The 16,965-nt window shown below is 66.3% G+C and carries 17 protein-coding genes; 16 read left to right on the top strand and 1 reads right to left on the bottom strand.

From position 1 onward, the window contains the following. Positions 1–246 precede the first annotated feature (246 nt). From ACNI65_RS15775 to ACNI65_RS15815, 9 genes are all read left to right on the top strand, one after another. Positions 247–1,086: a flagellin gene (locus tag ACNI65_RS15775; protein WP_416757856.1), complete on the top strand. Its 840-nt coding sequence runs from the start codon at positions 247–249 to the stop codon at positions 1,084–1,086. 438 nt (positions 1,087–1,524) lie between these two features. Next, complete coding sequence (locus tag ACNI65_RS15780) at positions 1,525–2,367, top strand: flagellin (protein WP_416757858.1); 843 nt, start codon at positions 1,525–1,527, stop codon at positions 2,365–2,367. A gap of 355 nt (positions 2,368–2,722) precedes the next feature. Continuing rightward, positions 2,723–3,592, top strand: coding sequence for a flagellin (locus tag ACNI65_RS15785; protein ID WP_416757860.1), 870 nt, complete (start codon positions 2,723–2,725; stop codon positions 3,590–3,592). A gap of 165 nt (positions 3,593–3,757) precedes the next feature. Next, complete coding sequence (gene fliD, locus ACNI65_RS15790) at positions 3,758–5,236, top strand: flagellar filament capping protein FliD (RefSeq protein ID WP_416757862.1); 1,479 nt, start codon at positions 3,758–3,760, stop codon at positions 5,234–5,236. Positions 5,237–5,492: 256 nt separating this feature from the next. Further along, a complete protein-coding gene (gene fliS / locus ACNI65_RS15795; protein ID WP_416757863.1) occupies positions 5,493–5,927 on the top strand; it encodes a flagellar export chaperone FliS in 435 nt (144 codons plus the stop codon). A gap of 117 nt (positions 5,928–6,044) precedes the next feature. Beyond that, positions 6,045–6,344: a flagellar protein FliT gene (locus ACNI65_RS15800; RefSeq protein WP_416763637.1), complete on the top strand. Its 300-nt coding sequence runs from the start codon at positions 6,045–6,047 to the stop codon at positions 6,342–6,344. A gap of 181 nt (positions 6,345–6,525) precedes the next feature. Further along, positions 6,526–7,260 carry a flagellar brake protein gene (locus tag ACNI65_RS15805; RefSeq protein ID WP_416757864.1) on the top strand — a complete coding sequence of 245 codons (735 nt, stop codon included), beginning with the start codon at positions 6,526–6,528 and terminating at the stop codon, positions 7,258–7,260. A gap of 203 nt (positions 7,261–7,463) precedes the next feature. After that, entirely contained in the window at positions 7,464–7,685 is a 222-nt protein-coding gene (locus ACNI65_RS15810; RefSeq protein ID WP_416757865.1) for a hypothetical protein, read from the top strand. A gap of 64 nt (positions 7,686–7,749) precedes the next feature. Further along, positions 7,750–8,583, top strand: coding sequence for a CPBP family intramembrane glutamic endopeptidase (locus ACNI65_RS15815; protein ID WP_416757867.1), 834 nt, complete (start codon positions 7,750–7,752; stop codon positions 8,581–8,583). 11 nt (positions 8,584–8,594) lie between these two features. On the opposite strand, the gene fliE is transcribed toward ACNI65_RS15815, so the two are convergent. After that, positions 8,595–8,915 (bottom strand): flagellar hook-basal body complex protein FliE, encoded by a 321-nt coding sequence (fliE, locus tag ACNI65_RS15820; RefSeq protein WP_416763638.1) that lies wholly within the window; start codon positions 8,913–8,915, stop codon positions 8,595–8,597. 176 nt (positions 8,916–9,091) lie between these two features. Here fliE and fliF point away from each other — a divergent pair, with 176 nt between their 5' ends. From fliF to ACNI65_RS15855, 7 genes are all read left to right on the top strand, one after another. After that, positions 9,092–10,822, top strand: a complete 1,731-nt coding sequence (fliF, locus tag ACNI65_RS15825; RefSeq protein WP_416757868.1) for a flagellar basal-body MS-ring/collar protein FliF — start codon at positions 9,092–9,094, stop codon at positions 10,820–10,822. 44 nt (positions 10,823–10,866) lie between these two features. Continuing rightward, the gene (fliG, locus tag ACNI65_RS15830) at positions 10,867–11,862 is read left to right on the top strand and encodes a flagellar motor switch protein FliG (RefSeq protein ID WP_416757869.1); all 996 of its coding nucleotides are present in this window, start codon (positions 10,867–10,869) and stop codon (positions 11,860–11,862) included. Positions 11,863–11,897: 35 nt separating this feature from the next. Then, positions 11,898–12,755, top strand: a complete 858-nt coding sequence (locus tag ACNI65_RS15835) for a FliH/SctL family protein (RefSeq protein ID WP_416757870.1) — start codon at positions 11,898–11,900, stop codon at positions 12,753–12,755. Further along, positions 12,752–14,176 carry a flagellar protein export ATPase FliI gene (fliI, locus tag ACNI65_RS15840; protein ID WP_416757871.1) on the top strand — a complete coding sequence of 475 codons (1,425 nt, stop codon included), beginning with the start codon at positions 12,752–12,754 and terminating at the stop codon, positions 14,174–14,176. Before ACNI65_RS15835 ends, fliI begins: the two co-directional genes overlap by 4 nt. Before the next feature lie 34 nt (positions 14,177–14,210). Next, positions 14,211–14,681 (top strand): flagellar export protein FliJ, encoded by a 471-nt coding sequence (fliJ, locus tag ACNI65_RS15845; protein ID WP_416757872.1) that lies wholly within the window; start codon positions 14,211–14,213, stop codon positions 14,679–14,681. A 64-nt stretch (positions 14,682–14,745) separates the two neighbouring features. Beyond that, on the top strand, positions 14,746–16,212 hold the full coding sequence (locus tag ACNI65_RS15850) for a flagellar hook-length control protein FliK (RefSeq protein ID WP_416757873.1): 1,467 nt from the start codon (positions 14,746–14,748) through the stop codon (positions 16,210–16,212). A 166-nt stretch (positions 16,213–16,378) separates the two neighbouring features. Beyond that, on the top strand, positions 16,379–16,957 hold the full coding sequence (locus ACNI65_RS15855) for a flagellar basal body-associated FliL family protein (RefSeq protein WP_416757874.1): 579 nt from the start codon (positions 16,379–16,381) through the stop codon (positions 16,955–16,957). Positions 16,958–16,965 lie beyond the last annotated feature (8 nt).

Raw genomic sequence — 16,965 nt, forward strand, 5'->3', positions numbered from 1 at the left:
AGGCAGGCGGCACGTGGTCCGGTTAGAAGGCCTGACGTTCTCGGCTACCGAAGAGGGAGTTGGACGGCAACGGTTGACTAGCGTCGGACTGGAACCGAACCGGGAAATGGCCCGGCAGGTTCAGCAGGAGCATCCGAGATCCTCGGCCGGTTCGCCTCAGGGCGGGCCGGAGGATCGGAGGACTCAGGCGCTCATGTGTGGTTCGGCGCTTTTGCCGGTATTTACGTATAGCTGTTAGGAGCAATCATGGCCCAAGTCATCAACACCAACCTGCTGTCGCTCAACGCCCAGCGCAACACCTCGACCAGCCAATCGTCGCTGTCGGTCTCCATGCAGCGCCTGTCCTCGGGCCTGCGCGTCAACTCCGCCAAGGACGACGCCGCCGGTCTGGCCATCGCTGACCGCATGAACGCTCAAGTCCGCGGCATGAACGTCGCTCAGCGCAATGCGAACGACGGCATCTCGCTGGCGCAGACCGCTGAAGGCGCGCTGTCCAAGGTGGGCGATTCGCTGCAGCGTATGCGTGAACTGGCGGTGCAGGCTCGCAATGCGACCAACACCACGACCGACCTGGATTCGATCGGTCAGGAATACGCGCAGCTGGGCTCTGAAATCCAGCGCGTGCTGGGCGGCACGACCTTCAACGGCCGCGCCATCCTGGCCGGCGATTCGGGCACGCAGACCTTCCAGATCGGTGCCAACACGACGGCCAACGACTCGGTGGACGTCACGACGACCAACATGACCACCGACACGACGATCACCGCCGTGACGGGTGGCGCGATCACCAACGCCTCGTCGACGAGCGACCTGGCCACCGTGATCGACAACATCGACTCGGCGATCAAGACGGTGTCGGGTGAGCGTTCGAAGCTGGGTGCCTCGCAGAACCGTTTCGACGCGATCGTGTCGAACCTGCAGATCTCGGTCGAGAACCAGACCGCGGCTCGCAGCCGGATCATGGACGCGGACTTCGCGTCGGAAACCGCCAACCTGAGCCGCGCGCAGATCCTGCAGCAGGCCGGCAACGCGATGATCGCGCAGGCCAACCAGCAGCCGCAGCAAGTGCTGGCCCTGCTGCGCTAATACAGGCGGCAGAAACAGCAGAAGAAGCGCCAGCCCGTCTCACGGCGGTCTGGTTCTCTCGAGGGGACCGTGGTCCCCTTCTCTTTCCCCATCGCGCGCGTGCACGAGCGAGCACGGCCGGTGGTGAAAGAGAAGTCAGCGAGAGAGGGTTGGGGCCGGAATAGGGCTTGGGGTTCCCGGACGGGAGGCCCCATGCCCTGTGGAGAGCCCGCGCTGGGAGAGCGCAGTCCAGGACCCTCGCGCCAATACTTCACACCGGTGATGGCCGGTTACAGGCTTTCTTGCAAGAAGGCCTCAAGTCCATTCCTGGCGGCCCGATAACTGCATCAACGGGTCCGCAATTCAACAGCTGGGGCCACGTGGTCCGGCTCAGTCGGACAGTTTTCACAAACGTCCGACGAGACCGAAAGCGGTCTTTGAATTCAAAAGGAATCGATCATGGCTCAGATCATCAACACCAATCTGCAATCGCTCAACGCCCAGCGCAACCTGTCGTCCTCGCAGTCCTCGCTGTCGGTGTCGATGCAGCGCCTGTCCTCGGGTCTGCGTGTCAACTCCGCCAAGGATGACGCCGCCGGCCTGGCGATCGCCGAGCGCATGAACGCTCAAGTCCGCGGCATGAACGTCGCGATGCGCAATGCCAACGACGGCATTTCCCTGGCGCAGACCGCTGAAGGCGCGCTGTCCAAGGTGGGCGACTCGCTGCAGCGCATGCGTGAACTGGCGGTGCAGGCCCGCAACGCGACCAACACGACGTCCGACCTGGACTCGATCGGCAAGGAATATGCGCAGCTGGGTCAGGAAATCGGCCGCGTCATCGGCGGCACGACCTTCAACGGCAAGTCCATCCTGGGTGACGACGCCGGCACGCAGACCTTCCAGATCGGCGCCAACACCAGCGCGAACGACTCGGTCGACGTGATCACGAACAACATGACCAACGACGCGACGATCACCGCCGTGACCGCTGGCGTGATCGACAACACGTCGACGCCGGACACGCTGAAGACCGTCATCGACAACATCGATGCGGCGATCACCACGGTCAGCGGCCAGCGCGCCATCCTGGGCGCATCGCAGAACCGCTTCGACGCGATCATCTCCAACCTGTCGGTCTCGGTGGAGAACCAGACCGCCGCCCGCAGCCGGATCATGGATGCCGACTTCGCCGCGGAAACCGCCAACCTGAGCCGCGCGCAGATCCTGCAGCAGGCCGGCAACACGATGGTGGCGCAAGCCAACCAGTTGCCCCAGCAGGTCCTGTCGCTGCTGCGCAGCTGAGCCCGAATCACGCGGCGCCCGTGGGTGCCGCCACCGGCTGACTCCTCAAGCATCCTCAAGCACCGGCCTTCCGGCCCGACCTTCAAGGCTCCGCTTCGATCCCTCGGGACCGAAGCGGGGCCTTCTTTCATTGGTTTGCTAATGGCCGGTTTTCCGCCCGTTAATCGGCCAATCGGCGTTGGAGCTCCTTTCGCACAATGGGAACCATCGAGCGTGAAGTACCGCTCGACCACCGGTCCAACCGGCAGATCCGAACAAAGACTGCTTCTGGCAGCGAGGATCGGCAGGTGAGGTCGGGACCCGACCCACCGAACCGGGATCGCAGCCAGGACAGGATCTCCGCAGGAGTGCATCAATGCCACAGACCATCAACACCAACATTGCCTCGCTGAACGCGCAACGCAATCTGAATTCGTCGCAGTCGTCGCTGGCGACCTCGATGCAACGCCTGTCGTCGGGCCTGCGGGTGAACTCCGCCAAGGACGACGCCGCCGGCCTGGCGATCGCCGAACGCATGAACGCGCAAGCCCGCGGCATGACGGTGGCGATGCGCAATGCCAACGACGGCATCTCGCTGGCGCAGACCGCGGAAGGCGCGCTGGGCAAGGTGGCGGACTCGCTGCAGCGCATGCGTGAACTGGCCATCCAGGCGCGCAACGCGACCAACGCGGACAGCGACAAGGATTCGCTGGACAAGGAATTCGGCGAGCTGGCCAAGGAAATCCAGCGCGTCACCGCCGGCACGACCTTCAACGGCAAGTACATCCTCGGCGCGGACGCCAACCTGCCCCAGGTCTTCCAGGTCGGCCCGAACACGACGTCCAACGACGAGATCTCGGTCACCACGCCGAACATGAGCCAGGACACGACGATCACCGACGTCGCCGGCACCGACGCCGCGGGCACGGGTCGTTCGGTCATCGACCGCACGGCGGACGCGGCCAAGATCGCCGAAGTCGTTCAGAAGATCGACGCCGCGCTGGACACGGTCAACAGCAACCGCGCGACGCTGGGCGCCACGCAGAACCGCTTCGACGCCGTGATCTCCAACCTGCAGGTGGCCTATGAGAACCAGACCGCCGCCCGCAGCCGGATCATGGACGCGGACTTCGCGGTCGAAACGTCCAACCTGAGCCGGGCCCAGATCCTGCAACAGGCGGGCAACGCGATGGTCGCGCAGGCCAACCAGCTGCCGCAGCAAGTGCTGTCGCTGCTCAAGGGCTGATAGAAAAACGCAATCAACCCACCAGGTCTCCGTCCTAAAGTCGGAATCGCCTGGGGCCGATAAGCATCACAGGGCCTCACGCGAGTCACGCGAGGCCCTGTCGCGCATGGGGCCTTCGACGCGGGAGGCGCCAGTCACTGGTCAGGGTCACGGGGAGTACACACGATGGCATCCATTACCTCCGCCGGCATCGGCAGCGGTCTCGACGTCGAGAGCATCGTCACGAAGCTCGTCTCGCTCGAGAAGCAGCCGATCACCGACCTGCAGACGCGCACCGACACGATCAAGACGCAGATCTCCGAGTACGGGAAGATCAAGAGCGCCTTCAGCGCGATGCGCGATGCCGCGGCCAAGCTGGCCAACCCGTCCACCTGGGCCGCGCTGACCGCCACCTCCTCCGACACGACCATGGCCACGGTCATCGCCGGCGCCGGCTCGGGCGCGGGCTCGTACGCGCTGAGCGTGACCAACCTGGCCGCGCCGCAATCGATCTCGAGCAAGGCCTTCGCCACCGGCGCCTCGGTCGGTTCGGGCTCGATGACCATCGAACTGGGCCAGTGGAGCGGCAGCGGGACCAGCTCGACCTTCACCGGCAAGGACGGCACCTCGCCGGTGAGCATCTCCATCTCGGCCACCGACACGCTGTCCAGCATCCGCGACAAGATCAACGGCTCGGGCGCGGGCGTGCTCGCCTCGGTCGTGACCGACGCCAACGGCCAGCGCCTGGTGATCCGCTCCAAGGACACGGGCGAGGCCAACGGGTTCCGCATCACGACCGCCGATGACGACGGCAACGGCTCGGACGCCAACGGCCTGTCCGCGCTGGCCTACGACCCGACCACCTCGGCGGTGGCGATGAACCTGAACACCGCGGCCAAGAACGCGAACCTCACGATCAACGGCCTGCCGATCAGCTCCGCGACCAACAACATCGAAGGCGCGGTCGACGGCCTGACGATCAACCTGCTCAAGGGCGGGACCAAGGATCCGGCGGACCCCAACGGCGTGAACATCATTCCGGCGCAATCCACGATCACCGTCGGCCAGGACAAGGACAGCGTCAAGAAGGCGATCAACGATTTCGTGACCTCGTACAACAGCCTCATGACGCTGATGCGCAATGACACGAAGTACGACGACGCCAACAAGACCGCCGGCGCGCTGCAGGGCGACAGCACGGCCGTGGGCCTGCAGAGCCAGCTGCGCAACATCACCGCCTCGGGCAGCACGCTGGGCGGGCAGTTCGGGCGTCTGTCCGACCTGGGCCTGGACATCGGCTCCGACGGCACGATCAAGGTCAACGACACCAAGCTGACCAGCGCGCTGGGCAGCATGGGCGACCTGAAGAACCTGTTCATGGGCGTGGACACGACCGATGCCAACAACAACGGCATCGCCACGCGCTGGCGCGCGTTCGCCGACCAGGTGACGGGTTTCGACGGCTCGATCACGACCCGCACCACCGGCCTGCAGGCGCGCGTGACCGCCAACGGCAAGCGCGTGGACGAGCTCAACGATCGCGCCGACGCCTACGAGAAGCGTCTGCGCGCGCAGTACACGGCGCTGGACACGCAGATGGCCAAGCTCAACGACATGCAGAGCTACGTCAGCAAGATCACCAGCATGCTGTCCAGCAGCAGCTGATCAGCGAGCGCGGCGGGGGCTTCTTCGGAAGTTTTCGGAGGTTTCCGGACGCGCTGGGCGCCCTGGGAACTACCCCGGATACCCCACCCTTCTCCGGCGCTTCGAAAAGCGTGCCGACAAGCCTCCTCACGGAGGCTTTTGTTTTTCTTCACGCGGTCAGAATTTCGAGACAAATTCGACACGTGGGAGGCTCAAGTTGAGCCGTCGGGGGCCGAAAACTGATTCAAGCACTACAGCACAACCCCAGCAGCACACCATGTACGGCAACTCCTCTCCCTTCGCCTCCCACGGTCAACGCGCCAGCAGCATGTACAACCGCGTCGGCGTGGAAACGGACGTGATGCAGGCGTCGCCGCACCGTCTGGTGACCCTGCTGCTGGAGGGTGCGTTCGATTCGATGACGCAAGCCATCGGCGCGATCCGCACCGGCAATGTCGATGTCAAGAACCGCAGCCTGAGCCGCGCGGTCCGCATCCTGGACGAAGGCCTGAAGGCGGCCCTCAACCTGGAGTCGGGCGAGCTGGCCCTGGACCTGCGCGACCTGTATGCCTACATCTGCATGCGACTGACCCATGCCAATCTGCGCAGCGACGACGTCGCCGTGGAGGAATGCGTGCGGTTGCTGCAGCCGATCCGCGAAGCCTGGGCCAGCATCGCCCCGGCCACTGCCGACCAACGCGCCGCAGCCTGATCCCCGGATCAAGCCGAACAGCCTGACGACTTGAGAAGTTCCATGTCCAAGTACAACGCCAAGCCCCAATCCGCCGCCCTCGCCGCCCACGCCGCCCCGACGACCCCGGACCGCATCATGAGCACCCAACTGTTGAGCTACTACGAAGCCATCGAGCAAGCCAGCGCCGACATGCTGAGCGCCGCCCGTTCGGGCAACTGGGACGAAGTCGTCAAGCTCGAGGGCGCCTGCGTCCTGCTGATCTCGCAGCTCAAGCACGCGGCCTCGAGCCAGCAGCTGGGCGCCGAGGAGTCGCAGCTGAAGACGCGCATCATGCAGCGCATCCTGGTCAACGACGCCGAGATCCGCCACCTGGCCGAGCCGTGGCTGGAAGACCTGGACCAGCTGATGAAGGGCAAGTCCAAGACGGTCCACTGACCGGGTCCTTCCCGCACCCCGCAGCGCAACGAGACTTCGGTCACGCGACCGGGGTCTGCCTGCAGACCGGCGCCGCGACCGGCCCCTCGAACCGATGGGCCTGGCGCGGCGTTTGCCTTGGTGATGCGCGAGAATTTCGAGCCACGATGCCCGCCGGAATCCGTCCTTGAGCGATCTGAAGATGTCCTCTGCCGCCACCAGTACCGCCGATCCCGCGGATGCCGATTTCCGGCTCGACGCGCCCGGCGAGATCATGAACTGGCTGCGCGAGCTGCTGCAGTCGCAGGCGCGGCTGCAGTTGACGACGCCCGACGGCAAGGCGATCCACACGGTGTTGCGGGCGCTGGACACGCCGCACGGCATGTTGACGATGGAAGCGCCGACCGGTGGCGACACGCTGGCGCCGGTGCTGGCCAGCGACGAGCTGGTGGCGACGGCCTTCCTGGACCGGATCAAGCTGCAGTTCGACGTGTCGGGGCTGGTGGCGATCCGCGGCGATGGCGCGGAGGTGCTGCGCGCACCGGTGCCGCTGCGGCTGTATCGCTTCCAGCGGCGCCAGGCCTACCGGGTGGCGTCCGCCGGTCAGCTGTATCCGGCGCTGAAGCTCAGCCATCCGGACCTGCCGAGGATCCGCGTCATGAACGTGAGCGCGGGCGGGGTGGCCCTGCAATGGCCGGCGAACGTCCTGCCGGTGCCGCAACCGGGTGAGGAGATCGCCGGAACGCTGGAGCTGGAACGCGAGGTGAGTTTCACGACGCTGCTGCGCGTCCAGCACATGGAGCCGGGCGAACCGGCCGGCACGCCGCACCATGTGGGATGCGCGTTCGTCTCGCTGGCCCCGACCGCCGCGCGGGCGCTGCAGATCTTCATCGACCAAGCGCAGAAGCGCGAACGCCTGATGCGCCGGAGCGTTTGAACGGCTGAGCCGCTCGAATCAAGAACAAAAGCCACCCTCGGGTGGCTTTTGTTCTTTTGGCGTTCTGAACCTTTGTCAGCTTCCAGCTGAAGCAGTGGAAAGAGGATTGGCACCGACTCAAATTAACTATTTCACCGACTCGAATACCCGAGGGACATTTCCCAATCGACGATTTAAATCACCTCAGCAGAATGAGTTTGCCGATGTTTCTCGGCGACATTCAAGAGGAAATCATGCGTGAACTGACTCAAGCGGAAATCGAAATGGTCTCGGGTGGCGAAGTCGGCGCAACCGGAATGGGCGACGACTACAGCTATACAGGCCAGCGAAGTTGGGGTGAGTGTTACTTCGACGGCATCACAAACAATGATCGATCAATCCTCGACATGGAACTGATCATCATGTGCTTGAAGCAGTACAACTGAAGATTATTGCGGCCTTTCCACGTGCAGGCGGGCACCTTTGCCCGTCTGTCTCAGGATGTACCCAATGAAAGCTTTTCTTGCGCTACCGATATTCCTCGCCGCCCACATTTCTGCACTCTTGCTGGGCCGGCTCTCCGACGGAATGTTCCGCCAGTTTTTTGGCCCAGTATCCCAACTCGAGCGCGTCTTTTTCACAAGCGGCGCTATGGCGGCATGGCTCTTGGTAATGCTCTGGACTTTGCAAAAAGGCTGCCGCGCCCAGGGCTGGTCCTATCCGTTCGATTTCCAGAAACTGACAAGTCTAAAGGGCGATAAGTATTGGGCCGCACTGGTGATTGCGATCGTGCCCGCTGCGGTTTCGGTCTCGGCAATGATGTCTCATTACACAGAGGCATCCGCAGAACTTCGGTGGCAGTTGGTGCCTGTATCGCTGTGGTGTATAGCCAGCCTCGCACTCGTCGAGGAACTCATCTATCGAAAGATTCTTCTTGGACGGCTTTTGGCAATCGCGAACAAAAACACTTATTGGTGTGTCGCAGCCCTTGCTTTCCAAGGCAGCATCTTTTCCCTCATGCATGGTGGCATAGCGCTGATCTCGAAAAACCACTTTCTCTTCTACGCCATGGGAGGGTGCCTACTTGGTTGGCTCTTCTGGACCTATCAGAACATTTGGCTGAATACGCTGACGCACGTGATCATGAACGTCAGCACTGCTCAGGCCGGACCCCTTCGACATTGGTTTGCTGGCCGCCTAGCACAATTCGCCGGCGACGCGTGGCACGACTGGTTCGTGATCGGGGCCGCTTGCCTGCTCGGCGTTCAACTCCTGACCTTGCCATTCAGAAACAGAAAAGGCCGCGATCCGTCGCGGCCTTGGTATGAAGAGGCAAGGGGCTGAGATTCCCAGCCTTACACCTGCATGTTCATGATTTCCGAATAGGCGGACACCAGCCGGTTGCGCACCTGCAGCGTCGCCTGGAATCCGATCTGGGCTTTCTGCATCGCCACCATCGTCTCTTCCAGGCTCACCGTCGGGTTGTCCATCTGGACCTCCCGCTGCAGCCGCGACGCCTCGTTCTGCTGCGTGCTGACGGACTTCAACGCCGAGCTCATCGCATCCGCGAAGCTCGTGCCGCCCACCGCGGCCTTGGCCACCGGCTGCCCCTGAGGGGTCAGTCCGGCACGGGCCACCGCGCTGGCGAAGTCGAAGGGTTTGAGTTTGAGGTCCACGGAACGCATCGTACGGATCCCGCCGCCCGCCATTGCTCGGAACTGGGGGGCCTTCTTCGGCCTGTTCTCACCATTCTTGAGGGCCCCCTTCGAAATAATCCAGTCCTGTGCCGCGGCCCCTGCCCGGCTCACGCCTTCCGCCGATCGTCCGACCCCAGCCGTACACCCACCGCCCCATGGACAACGCCCTGAGCAGCCCCGCCGCCGGACTCCCCGAGGCCCAGCAGACCGCCAAACCGGCCGGCCTGCCCGCCCGTCTGGCCGCGATGCCCACCAAGAGCAAGCTGATGCTGGGCGGCGGCGTCGCCGCGCTGCTCGCGGTCATCGTCGCCATGTCCATGATGACGGCCCGCCCGGACTACCGGCCCCTCTTCTCCGGCCTCTCCGACAAGGACGGCGGCGCCGTCATCGCGCAACTCGCGCAGATGAACGTGCCCTACCGCAACGACCCGGGCGGCACCATCATGGTCCCCGCCAACCAGGTCTACGACCTGCGCATGAAGCTCGCCTCCGCCGGCCTGCCCAAGGGCGGCATCGTGGGGTTCGAGCTCATGGACAAGCAGTCCATCGGCCAGACCGCCTTCAACGAGCGCCTGAACTTCCAGCGCGCGCTCGAGGGCGAACTCACCCGCACCATCACCGCCATGGCCGACGTCGCCGACGCGCGCGTCCACCTGGCCATGCCTCAACAGAACGGCTTCTTCCGCGAACAGCAGAAGCCCAGCGCCTCCGTCATGCTGACCCTGCGCGGCGGCCGCACGCTGGACCGCGCCCAGATCGCCGGCATCGTCCACCTGGTGTCGTCCTCGGTCCCCGAACTCAATCCCAAGGCCGTCAGCGTGCTCGACAGCACCGGCGCCCTGCTCTCCCAGAACCCGGACGGCAACACCAGCGGCGGTCTCGACAGCCAGCAGCTGCAGTACAAGCAGCAGGTCGAAGCCAACCTGAACAAGCGCATCGCCGAGCTGCTCGAGCCGGTCGTCGGCCGCGAGAACCTGCGCTCCACCGTCACCGCCGACGTGGACTTCAACCAGGTTGAATCCACCGCCGAGGAATACAAGCCCAACCAGGGTCCCAACACCCAGAGCGCGGTGCGCCGCTCGACCTCCGAGGAGCAATCCGGCGGCACCGCCGGCGTGCCCACCGGCGTCCCCGGCGCGACCACCAACCAGGTCCCGCCGCAAGCCGCCGCCCCGATCAATGGCCAAGGCCAGTCGATGCAGCCGGCCGGCCAGTCCGGCGGCACGCAGAACATGCGCCGCAACGCGGACATGCAATACGAACTCGACCGCACCGTGCGCGTCACCCGCAATGCGATCGGCCAGGTTCGCCGCCTGAACGCCGCCGTGGTGGTCAATCAGAAGACGGTCACGGACAAGAACGGCAAGACGACCAGCCAGCCGCTGTCGGACACCGAACTGCAGAAGCTGGATTCGCTGGTCAAGGAAGCGCTGGGCTTCTCGCAGGATCGGGGCGACTCGGTCAAGGTGATCAGCACCCCGTTCGTCTCGGACAAGGTGGCCAACGCCGACGTGCCGCTGTGGCAGCAGCCCTGGCTGCGCGACGTGGCCCGCGACTTCGCCGTGCCCGCCGCCCTGGTGCTGGTGGCCCTGATCGCGGTGTTCGGCATGGTTCGCCCTGCTCTCAAGGCGGCTTTCCCGCCGCCGGCCGAGGAGAAGGACGACACTGCCCAGAATCAGCTCAGCGTCGTCGAGGACGAGCAGCTTGCCCTGGGCGGCCCGCGCGGTCCGGGTGGACTGCCCGCCCTGGAGGCCCCGGTTTCCAACGACAAGCTCGAGCGCGCCCGTCTGCTGGCCAAGGAAAACCCCGTCGCGGTGGCCAACATCATGCGCGCCTGGGTCAACGGCGAAGAGCTGGAAACCGCCCCGGCCGGCGGCCGCCGCTGAGCGGCCCCCGGCACGCCCATCAGGATCGATAGCGAGACCCCACCATGGACGACAAAGGCGTAGAAGACGCGGCCATCCTGCTCATGTCGCTGGGCGAGGAGGAAGCCTCCGAGGTCTTCAAGCACCTGGCACCCAAGGAAGTGCAAAAGCTTGGCGAGACCATCGCCAAGATGAAGGTCGTGCCGCGCGATCGCGTCGAGAAGGTGCTCGAGAAGTTCGACCTCGTCGCCGAGTCGCAGAGCACTCTGGTCAGCGACACCGACGAGTACGTGCGCTCCGTCCTGCGCAAGGCGCTGGGCGACGACAAGGCCAACCTGCTGCTGGACCGCATCCTGCAGGGCTCGGACGTGTCGTCGATCGAGTCGCTGAAGTGGATGGATCCGGGCTCCGTCGCGGAGCTGCTGCGCAATGAACACCCGCAGATCGTCGCGGCCATCCTGTCGCACCTGGACTTCGACCAGAGCAGCTCGGTGCTGCGCGTCTTCACCGAGCGCCAGCGCAACGAGGTGCTGATCCGCATCGCCACGCTGGACGGCATCCAGCCGATGGCGCTCAAGGACCTCAACGAGGTCATGGGCCAGATCCTGGCCGGCGGCGAACGCATGAAGAAGTCCAACCTGGGCGGCGTGAAGACCGCCGCCGAGATCATCAACATGATGGGCACCAGCGTCGAGGCCTCGGTGCTGGACTACATCCGCGAGGCCGATTCCGACCTCGCGCAGAAGATCATGGACAACATGTTCACGTTCGATGACGTGGAGAAGATCGACGATCGCGGCATCCAGGCCGTGCTCAAGGAAGTCCAGTCCGAATCGCTCATCGTCGCGCTCAAGGGCGCCGGCCCCGAGCTGCGCGAGAAGATCTTCCGCAACATGTCCTCCCGCGCCGCCGAGACGCTGCGCGAGGACCTCGAATCGCGCGGCCCGGTGCGGCTGTCCGAGGTCGAGGCCGAGCAGAAGGAAATCCTCAAGGTCGTACGCCGCCTGGTCGACGAAGGCCAGATCGTGCTCGCCGGCGGCGGGGACGACCAGTTCCTGTGATCGCATCCGACGCCCAGACGCCTGTCTAACCGCCCATGGTCAGCCGCCCGCCCCGCCAAGTCCCCCCGCCCCCGCGCCCCGAGGGCGATTCGCCGCGCGGCAACACCTACAGCCGCATCATCCCGCGCGAGGAGCTGTCGGGCTTCGCGGCCTGGAATCCAGGCGCGCTGGACGGCGGCGCCGCACCGCGCCGCCCGCCCGTGAGCGCGCCCGCGCCGGTCGAACCGCCGCCTCCGCCGCCGCCGCCGGGTCCCAGCGTCGAGGAGCTGATGCAGCAGGCGCGCCAGTCCGGCTACCAGGACGGCTACCGCGACGGCATGGCCGCGCTGGACGCGTTCAAGCAGAGCTTCGCCAAGCAGATCACCGCCCAGGTCGGGCAACTGGTCGCCAGCTTCGACCAGGACCTGTCGGCCATCGAGCAAGGCATGGCCGAGGCGCTCGCCCGCACCGCGGTTGAACTGGCTCGCCAGGTCGTGCGCAATGAACTCGCAACCGCGCCGGAGCTCGTCTCCAAGGTCGCCCACGACGCGGTCGAGGCGCTGCTGATCAACGCCCGCCACGTCCGCGTGCGCGTGCATCCCGACGACCTCCCGCTGGTGCTGGACGGCGCCGGCCAGGAGCTGCGCGCCCGTGAGGCGCAGGTCATTCCCGATCCGGCCATCGGCCGCGGCGGCGTCAAGGTCGATGCCGACATCTGCAGCGTGGACGCTTCGATGCCCGCGCGCTGGCAAGCCGCCGTCAACGCGATGGGGCAGACCGCCGTCTGGGAGGACCGCCGCACCGCTGCCGAGGAATCGCGCGACAGCCGGCTCGACTTCCGCGCCGATCCCACGCCCAGCCAGTACGGCGGGCTGCCGCACGGCAACCAGAACGGATTCGGGGACGAACCATGAGCAGCCGCATCGATCGTTGGACCCAGTATTTCGACGATCTGCAGGCTTTTGCCGGCAACGCCCCTGCTTTGGAGCCGCAAGGCAAGCTGGTCCGCGTGGCCGGCCTGGTGCTGGAGGCCACCGGCGTGAAGGTGCCGGTCGGCTCGGTCTGCGAGATCCACATGCCCTCCTCGGCCACGTCGCCGCGGCGCGGCCAGCGGCCGGTGACGGCGGAAGTCGTCGGTTTCTCCGGCGATCGCGCCTATTTGATGCCGACCGACGAGATCCAGGGCCTGGCCAGCGGTGCGATGGTGCTGCCCCGCCCCGCCGCGCTGCATGGTCCGATACTCGGCGAGGAGCGCCATCCCTGGCGCCGCGACGAGGATCGCGGCCTGCACCTGCCCATGGGCGACGGGCTGCTGGGTCGTGTCGTCGACCCGCAGGGCCATCCGATCGACCGGCGCGGCCCGCTCGGGGAAGTCCGCGACGAACCGATGGTGCGCCGCCCGATCAACGCGATGGACCGCGATCCGGTCCGCCGCCCGCTGGACACCGGCGTGCGCGCGATCAATTCACTGCTGACCGTCGGGCGCGGCCAGCGACTGGGCCTGTTCGCCGGCACCGGTGTGGGCAAGTCGGTGCTGCTGGGCATGATGGCCCGCTACACGCAGGCCGATGTCATCGTCGTCGGCCTGATCGGCGAACGCGGCCGCGAAGTGAAGGAATTCATCGAGGACATCCTCGGCGAGGAAGGCCTGCATCGCAGCGTCGTCGTCGCCGCGCCCGCCGATGCGCCGCCGCTGCTGCGCATGCAGGGCGCGACCTACGCCACGGCCATCGCCGAGCATTTCCGGGACCGCGGCCAGCATGTGCTGCTGCTGATGGATTCGCTGACGCGTTACGCGATGGCGCAGCGCGAGATCGCGCTGGCGATCGGCGAACCGCCGGCAACCAAGGGCTATCCGCCCTCTTGTTTCGCCAAGTTGCCGCAACTCGTCGAACGCAGCGGCAATGGGCTCGCGGGCGAGGGTTCCATCACCGCGTTCTACACGGTGCTGTCCGAAGGCGACGACCAGCAGGATCCGATCGCCGATGCCGCCCGAGGCATCCTGGACGGCCACATCGTGCTCAGCCGCGAGCTCGCGGAGAGCGGCCACTACCCTGCCATCGACGTGGAACGCTCCATTTCGCGCGTGATGACGAGCGTTGCCGACAAGCGCCACGTCGAACTGGCACGACGCTTCCGCCAGCTGCTGGCGAAATACAACAAGGCGCGCGACCTGATCCAGCTCGGTGCCTATCAGCCGGGCAATGACCCGGAACTGGACCTGGCGGTCCGCTTGCATGGCGACATGGACCGATTGCTCCAACAAGACATGCATTCCCCCGCTTCTTTGAACGATTGCCTCAATCAGTTGACCGCCACACTTAACTTTGCGTGATAGCTGCCGACATCCGTGAAGCGAGGTCATCGACATGAGTAGTTCCAATCTGCAGGCCCTGACCGTTCTCCTCGAACGCGCGGAGGCCGAGCGCGATGAAGCGTTGCGTCTCTTGCAGGACGCGCAGGCGAAAGCCAGCGCCGCCCGAAATCAGCACGACCAGCTGAACCAGTACCGCACGGACTACCGCCACCGCTGGACGCAGGAGTTCGCTCAGCGGACGACTGTCCAGCTGCTGGGCTGCTATCAGAACTTCGGCCAGCGCCTGGACCAGGCCATCGGCCAGCAGGGCGGCATCGCCGATTTCGCGGATCAGCGCGTCAGCACCGCCCGCGACCAGTTGCGCGAGCGTGAACTGCGGGTCGCCTCGGTGCGCAAGCTCATCGAGCGCCGACGCGCCGAGTCCCTGCGCCAGCAGATGCGCCAGGACCAGCGCGCCACCGACGAGCAGGCCGCCCGCGCGGCCTCCCGCGGCGGCAACCCGATGTCCCGGCTCGTCGCCTGAGCGTCGCGCCCCGCTCCCGGCGCGCTGTCCACGCGCCGCCTGACCGACCGGAACCTCCCTCGCCATGACGCAGATCCAGAACAACACCTCCCTTCCAGGCGCCCTTGGCGGCCTGGGTGCGAACAATCCCGCCTACACCGGGCGCAAGGACGGTTCGTCCACCGATTTCTCCCGCTTCCTCAACCAGAGCAGCCAGCAACTGCAGTCGCCAAGCTCGGCGATGTCCGCGCTTCAGGCACAGCAGCAATCGCAGCAGTTGGCCTCGCAACAGCTGGCCTCGCAGCAGCTGCAGACCCAGCAGCAAGCCCAGCAACTGCAGACGCAACAGCAGGCGCAGCGCCAGACCGCCGCGCAACAGCAGCAGCGCGCCAACAATCGCCAACCCGAGAACACCGCCGCTCAGGACGAGAACAAGCTCGCCGCGAAGAACGCGGCCGCCCGCCATGAGGCTCGTGAAGCGAACGGCTCGACGGCACCGGCGCGGCCGGCTGACGCCAAGGCGGACGCCACGGCCTCGACGGAGGATGCTTCGGACGTCGACGCCAAGGACACGACCGCCGCGGGTGACGCGGCCGAGACGGACGCGGACACGCGCGTCGCCAAGGAGGCGGACGGCAAGGACAAGAAGGTCGCCAAGGAGTCCAAGGACGGCGAGGCCACGCCCGCCGAGCAGATGCTGGCCATGCTGCGCGGCGAAGCGCCCGCCGAGGCCGCCGACAAGCCGCGCAAGGGCGCCCTGGACGGCGACGCCGCAGGCACGGACGCGCTGCCAGGCGGCGCGCAGGGCCACGGCAAGCCCGCCACCACCGGTGAGGTGATGCGCGAGCGTCAGCAGCTGCAACGCGAACTGGATCAGGCCGCCAGCGGCAAGGCCGGCCCCGTGGAAGGCGCCGACAAGGCCGCCTCGCAGGACACGCTCCAGGCGGTGGCCGGCGGCGCGCACGAGATCGCCCAGGCCGACAGCGCCCAGGGCCCGCAACCGAGTTTCGACGCGCTGCTCGCCGCGGCGCAGCAATCCGGCGCGGCCAACGCCCCCTCCGGCGCCGACGCCTCGACCGCCCCCACGGCGCCCAGCGTTCCGCTGAGCCAGCCGCTGCACAGCCCGGACTTCGCGCCGGAGCTGTCCGCCAGCGTCAGCCTCCTGATCCAGGACGGCGTGCACGAGGCGCAGCTCCAGCTCAACCCGACCGAGATGGGCCCGGTGTCCATCAACATCCAGCTCGACGGCCAGCAGGCGCAGGTGAACTTCCATGCCCAGCACGCGGCCACGCGCGAGGTGCTGGAACGCAGCCTGCCGGACCTGGCGGCGGCCCTGCAGGCGCAGGGACTGACCCTGAGCGGCGGCGGGGTGTTCGCCCAAAGCCAGTCCAACGGCGGACAGAATCGCGAGGACGGCGCGTCTGACGGCGCCGGCCGGGCCTCGGGCCGCCGAGGCGGTCGGGGTGGGTCGGACGACGATGGCGCGATCGCCGCCGCCGGCCGGTCCGAGCGCCGTTCCGCCCCGCGCGGGCTGGTCGACCTGTACGCCTGAGCCTTGATCTCCATGGCCGGACGAAGGCGCCCCGCGCCGAGTCTGACCGGATTCCGCCGCCTTTTCGCGCGTTGAGCGCGCGGGCGGCGCTCCACAATGGGAGCCATTGCCGGATCACGTGGTCCGGCTCCCCGCAGTCCCCTCACCTTTCATCACCGGAGCGCCCATGGCCACAGCCGCCGCAGGCAACGACGCCGCCGTCAAGGGCGGCGGCAAGAAGAAGCTGATCATCATCGTCGCCATCGTCCTGGTGGTGGTGCTGGTGGGCGTCGGCGCGTTGCTGATGATGAAGAAGAAGTCCCATGCCGAGGACGAGGAAGGCGCCGTCGAGGAAAAGCCCGCGGCCGCCGCCCACGTCAAGCCCGGCACGCCGCCGACCTTCGTCCCGCTGGACCCCTTCACCGTGAACCTGGCCGACAAGGAAGTCGACCGCTTCGCGCAGATCGGCATCACGCTGGAAGTGGCCGACCCGAAGTTCGCCGACCAGCTCAAGGCCTACATGCCGGCGATCCGCAACAACGTGCTGATCGTGCTCTCGCACAAGACCTCGGCCGAGCTGCTGAGCGTCGAGGGCAAGGAGACCCTGGCCAAGGAGATCCGCCGCGAGGCCGTGCGCCCGATGGGCATCGAGCTCGACGACGAGGACGAGGACGAAGGCGCCTCGAGCAAGAAGAAAAAGAAGAAGAAGCGCCCGGTCGAGAGCCCGGTGACGCAGGTGCTCTTCTCCACCTTCATCGTGCAGTAAGCGGACAT

The sequence above is a fragment of the Roseateles sp. So40a genome (assembly GCF_048081605.1).
In the GTDB taxonomy this organism is placed as follows: Bacteria; Pseudomonadota; Gammaproteobacteria; order Burkholderiales; family Burkholderiaceae_C; genus Roseateles.

Bases quoted from the DNA above. Each gene is read 5' to 3' on its own strand.
- ACNI65_RS15775 (WP_416757856.1), top strand. From the start codon at position 247: ATGGCCCAAGTCATCAACACCAACCTGCTGTCGCTCAACGCCCAGCGC.
- ACNI65_RS15780 (WP_416757858.1), top strand. From the start codon at position 1,525: ATGGCTCAGATCATCAACACCAATCTGCAATCGCTCAACGCCCAGCGC.
- ACNI65_RS15785 (WP_416757860.1), top strand. From the start codon at position 2,723: ATGCCACAGACCATCAACACCAACATTGCCTCGCTGAACGCGCAACGC.
- fliD (WP_416757862.1), top strand. From the start codon at position 3,758: ATGGCATCCATTACCTCCGCCGGCATCGGCAGCGGTCTCGACGTCGAG.
- fliS (WP_416757863.1), top strand. From the start codon at position 5,493: ATGTACGGCAACTCCTCTCCCTTCGCCTCCCACGGTCAACGCGCCAGC.
- ACNI65_RS15800 (WP_416763637.1), top strand. From the start codon at position 6,045: ATGAGCACCCAACTGTTGAGCTACTACGAAGCCATCGAGCAAGCCAGC.
- ACNI65_RS15805 (WP_416757864.1), top strand. From the start codon at position 6,526: ATGTCCTCTGCCGCCACCAGTACCGCCGATCCCGCGGATGCCGATTTC.
- ACNI65_RS15810 (WP_416757865.1), top strand. From the start codon at position 7,464: ATGTTTCTCGGCGACATTCAAGAGGAAATCATGCGTGAACTGACTCAA.
- ACNI65_RS15815 (WP_416757867.1), top strand. From the start codon at position 7,750: ATGAAAGCTTTTCTTGCGCTACCGATATTCCTCGCCGCCCACATTTCT.
- fliF (WP_416757868.1), top strand. From the start codon at position 9,092: ATGGACAACGCCCTGAGCAGCCCCGCCGCCGGACTCCCCGAGGCCCAG.
- fliG (WP_416757869.1), top strand. From the start codon at position 10,867: ATGGACGACAAAGGCGTAGAAGACGCGGCCATCCTGCTCATGTCGCTG.
- ACNI65_RS15835 (WP_416757870.1), top strand. From the start codon at position 11,898: ATGGTCAGCCGCCCGCCCCGCCAAGTCCCCCCGCCCCCGCGCCCCGAG.
- fliI (WP_416757871.1), top strand. From the start codon at position 12,752: ATGAGCAGCCGCATCGATCGTTGGACCCAGTATTTCGACGATCTGCAG.
- fliJ (WP_416757872.1), top strand. From the start codon at position 14,211: ATGAGTAGTTCCAATCTGCAGGCCCTGACCGTTCTCCTCGAACGCGCG.
- ACNI65_RS15850 (WP_416757873.1), top strand. From the start codon at position 14,746: ATGACGCAGATCCAGAACAACACCTCCCTTCCAGGCGCCCTTGGCGGC.
- ACNI65_RS15855 (WP_416757874.1), top strand. From the start codon at position 16,379: ATGGCCACAGCCGCCGCAGGCAACGACGCCGCCGTCAAGGGCGGCGGC.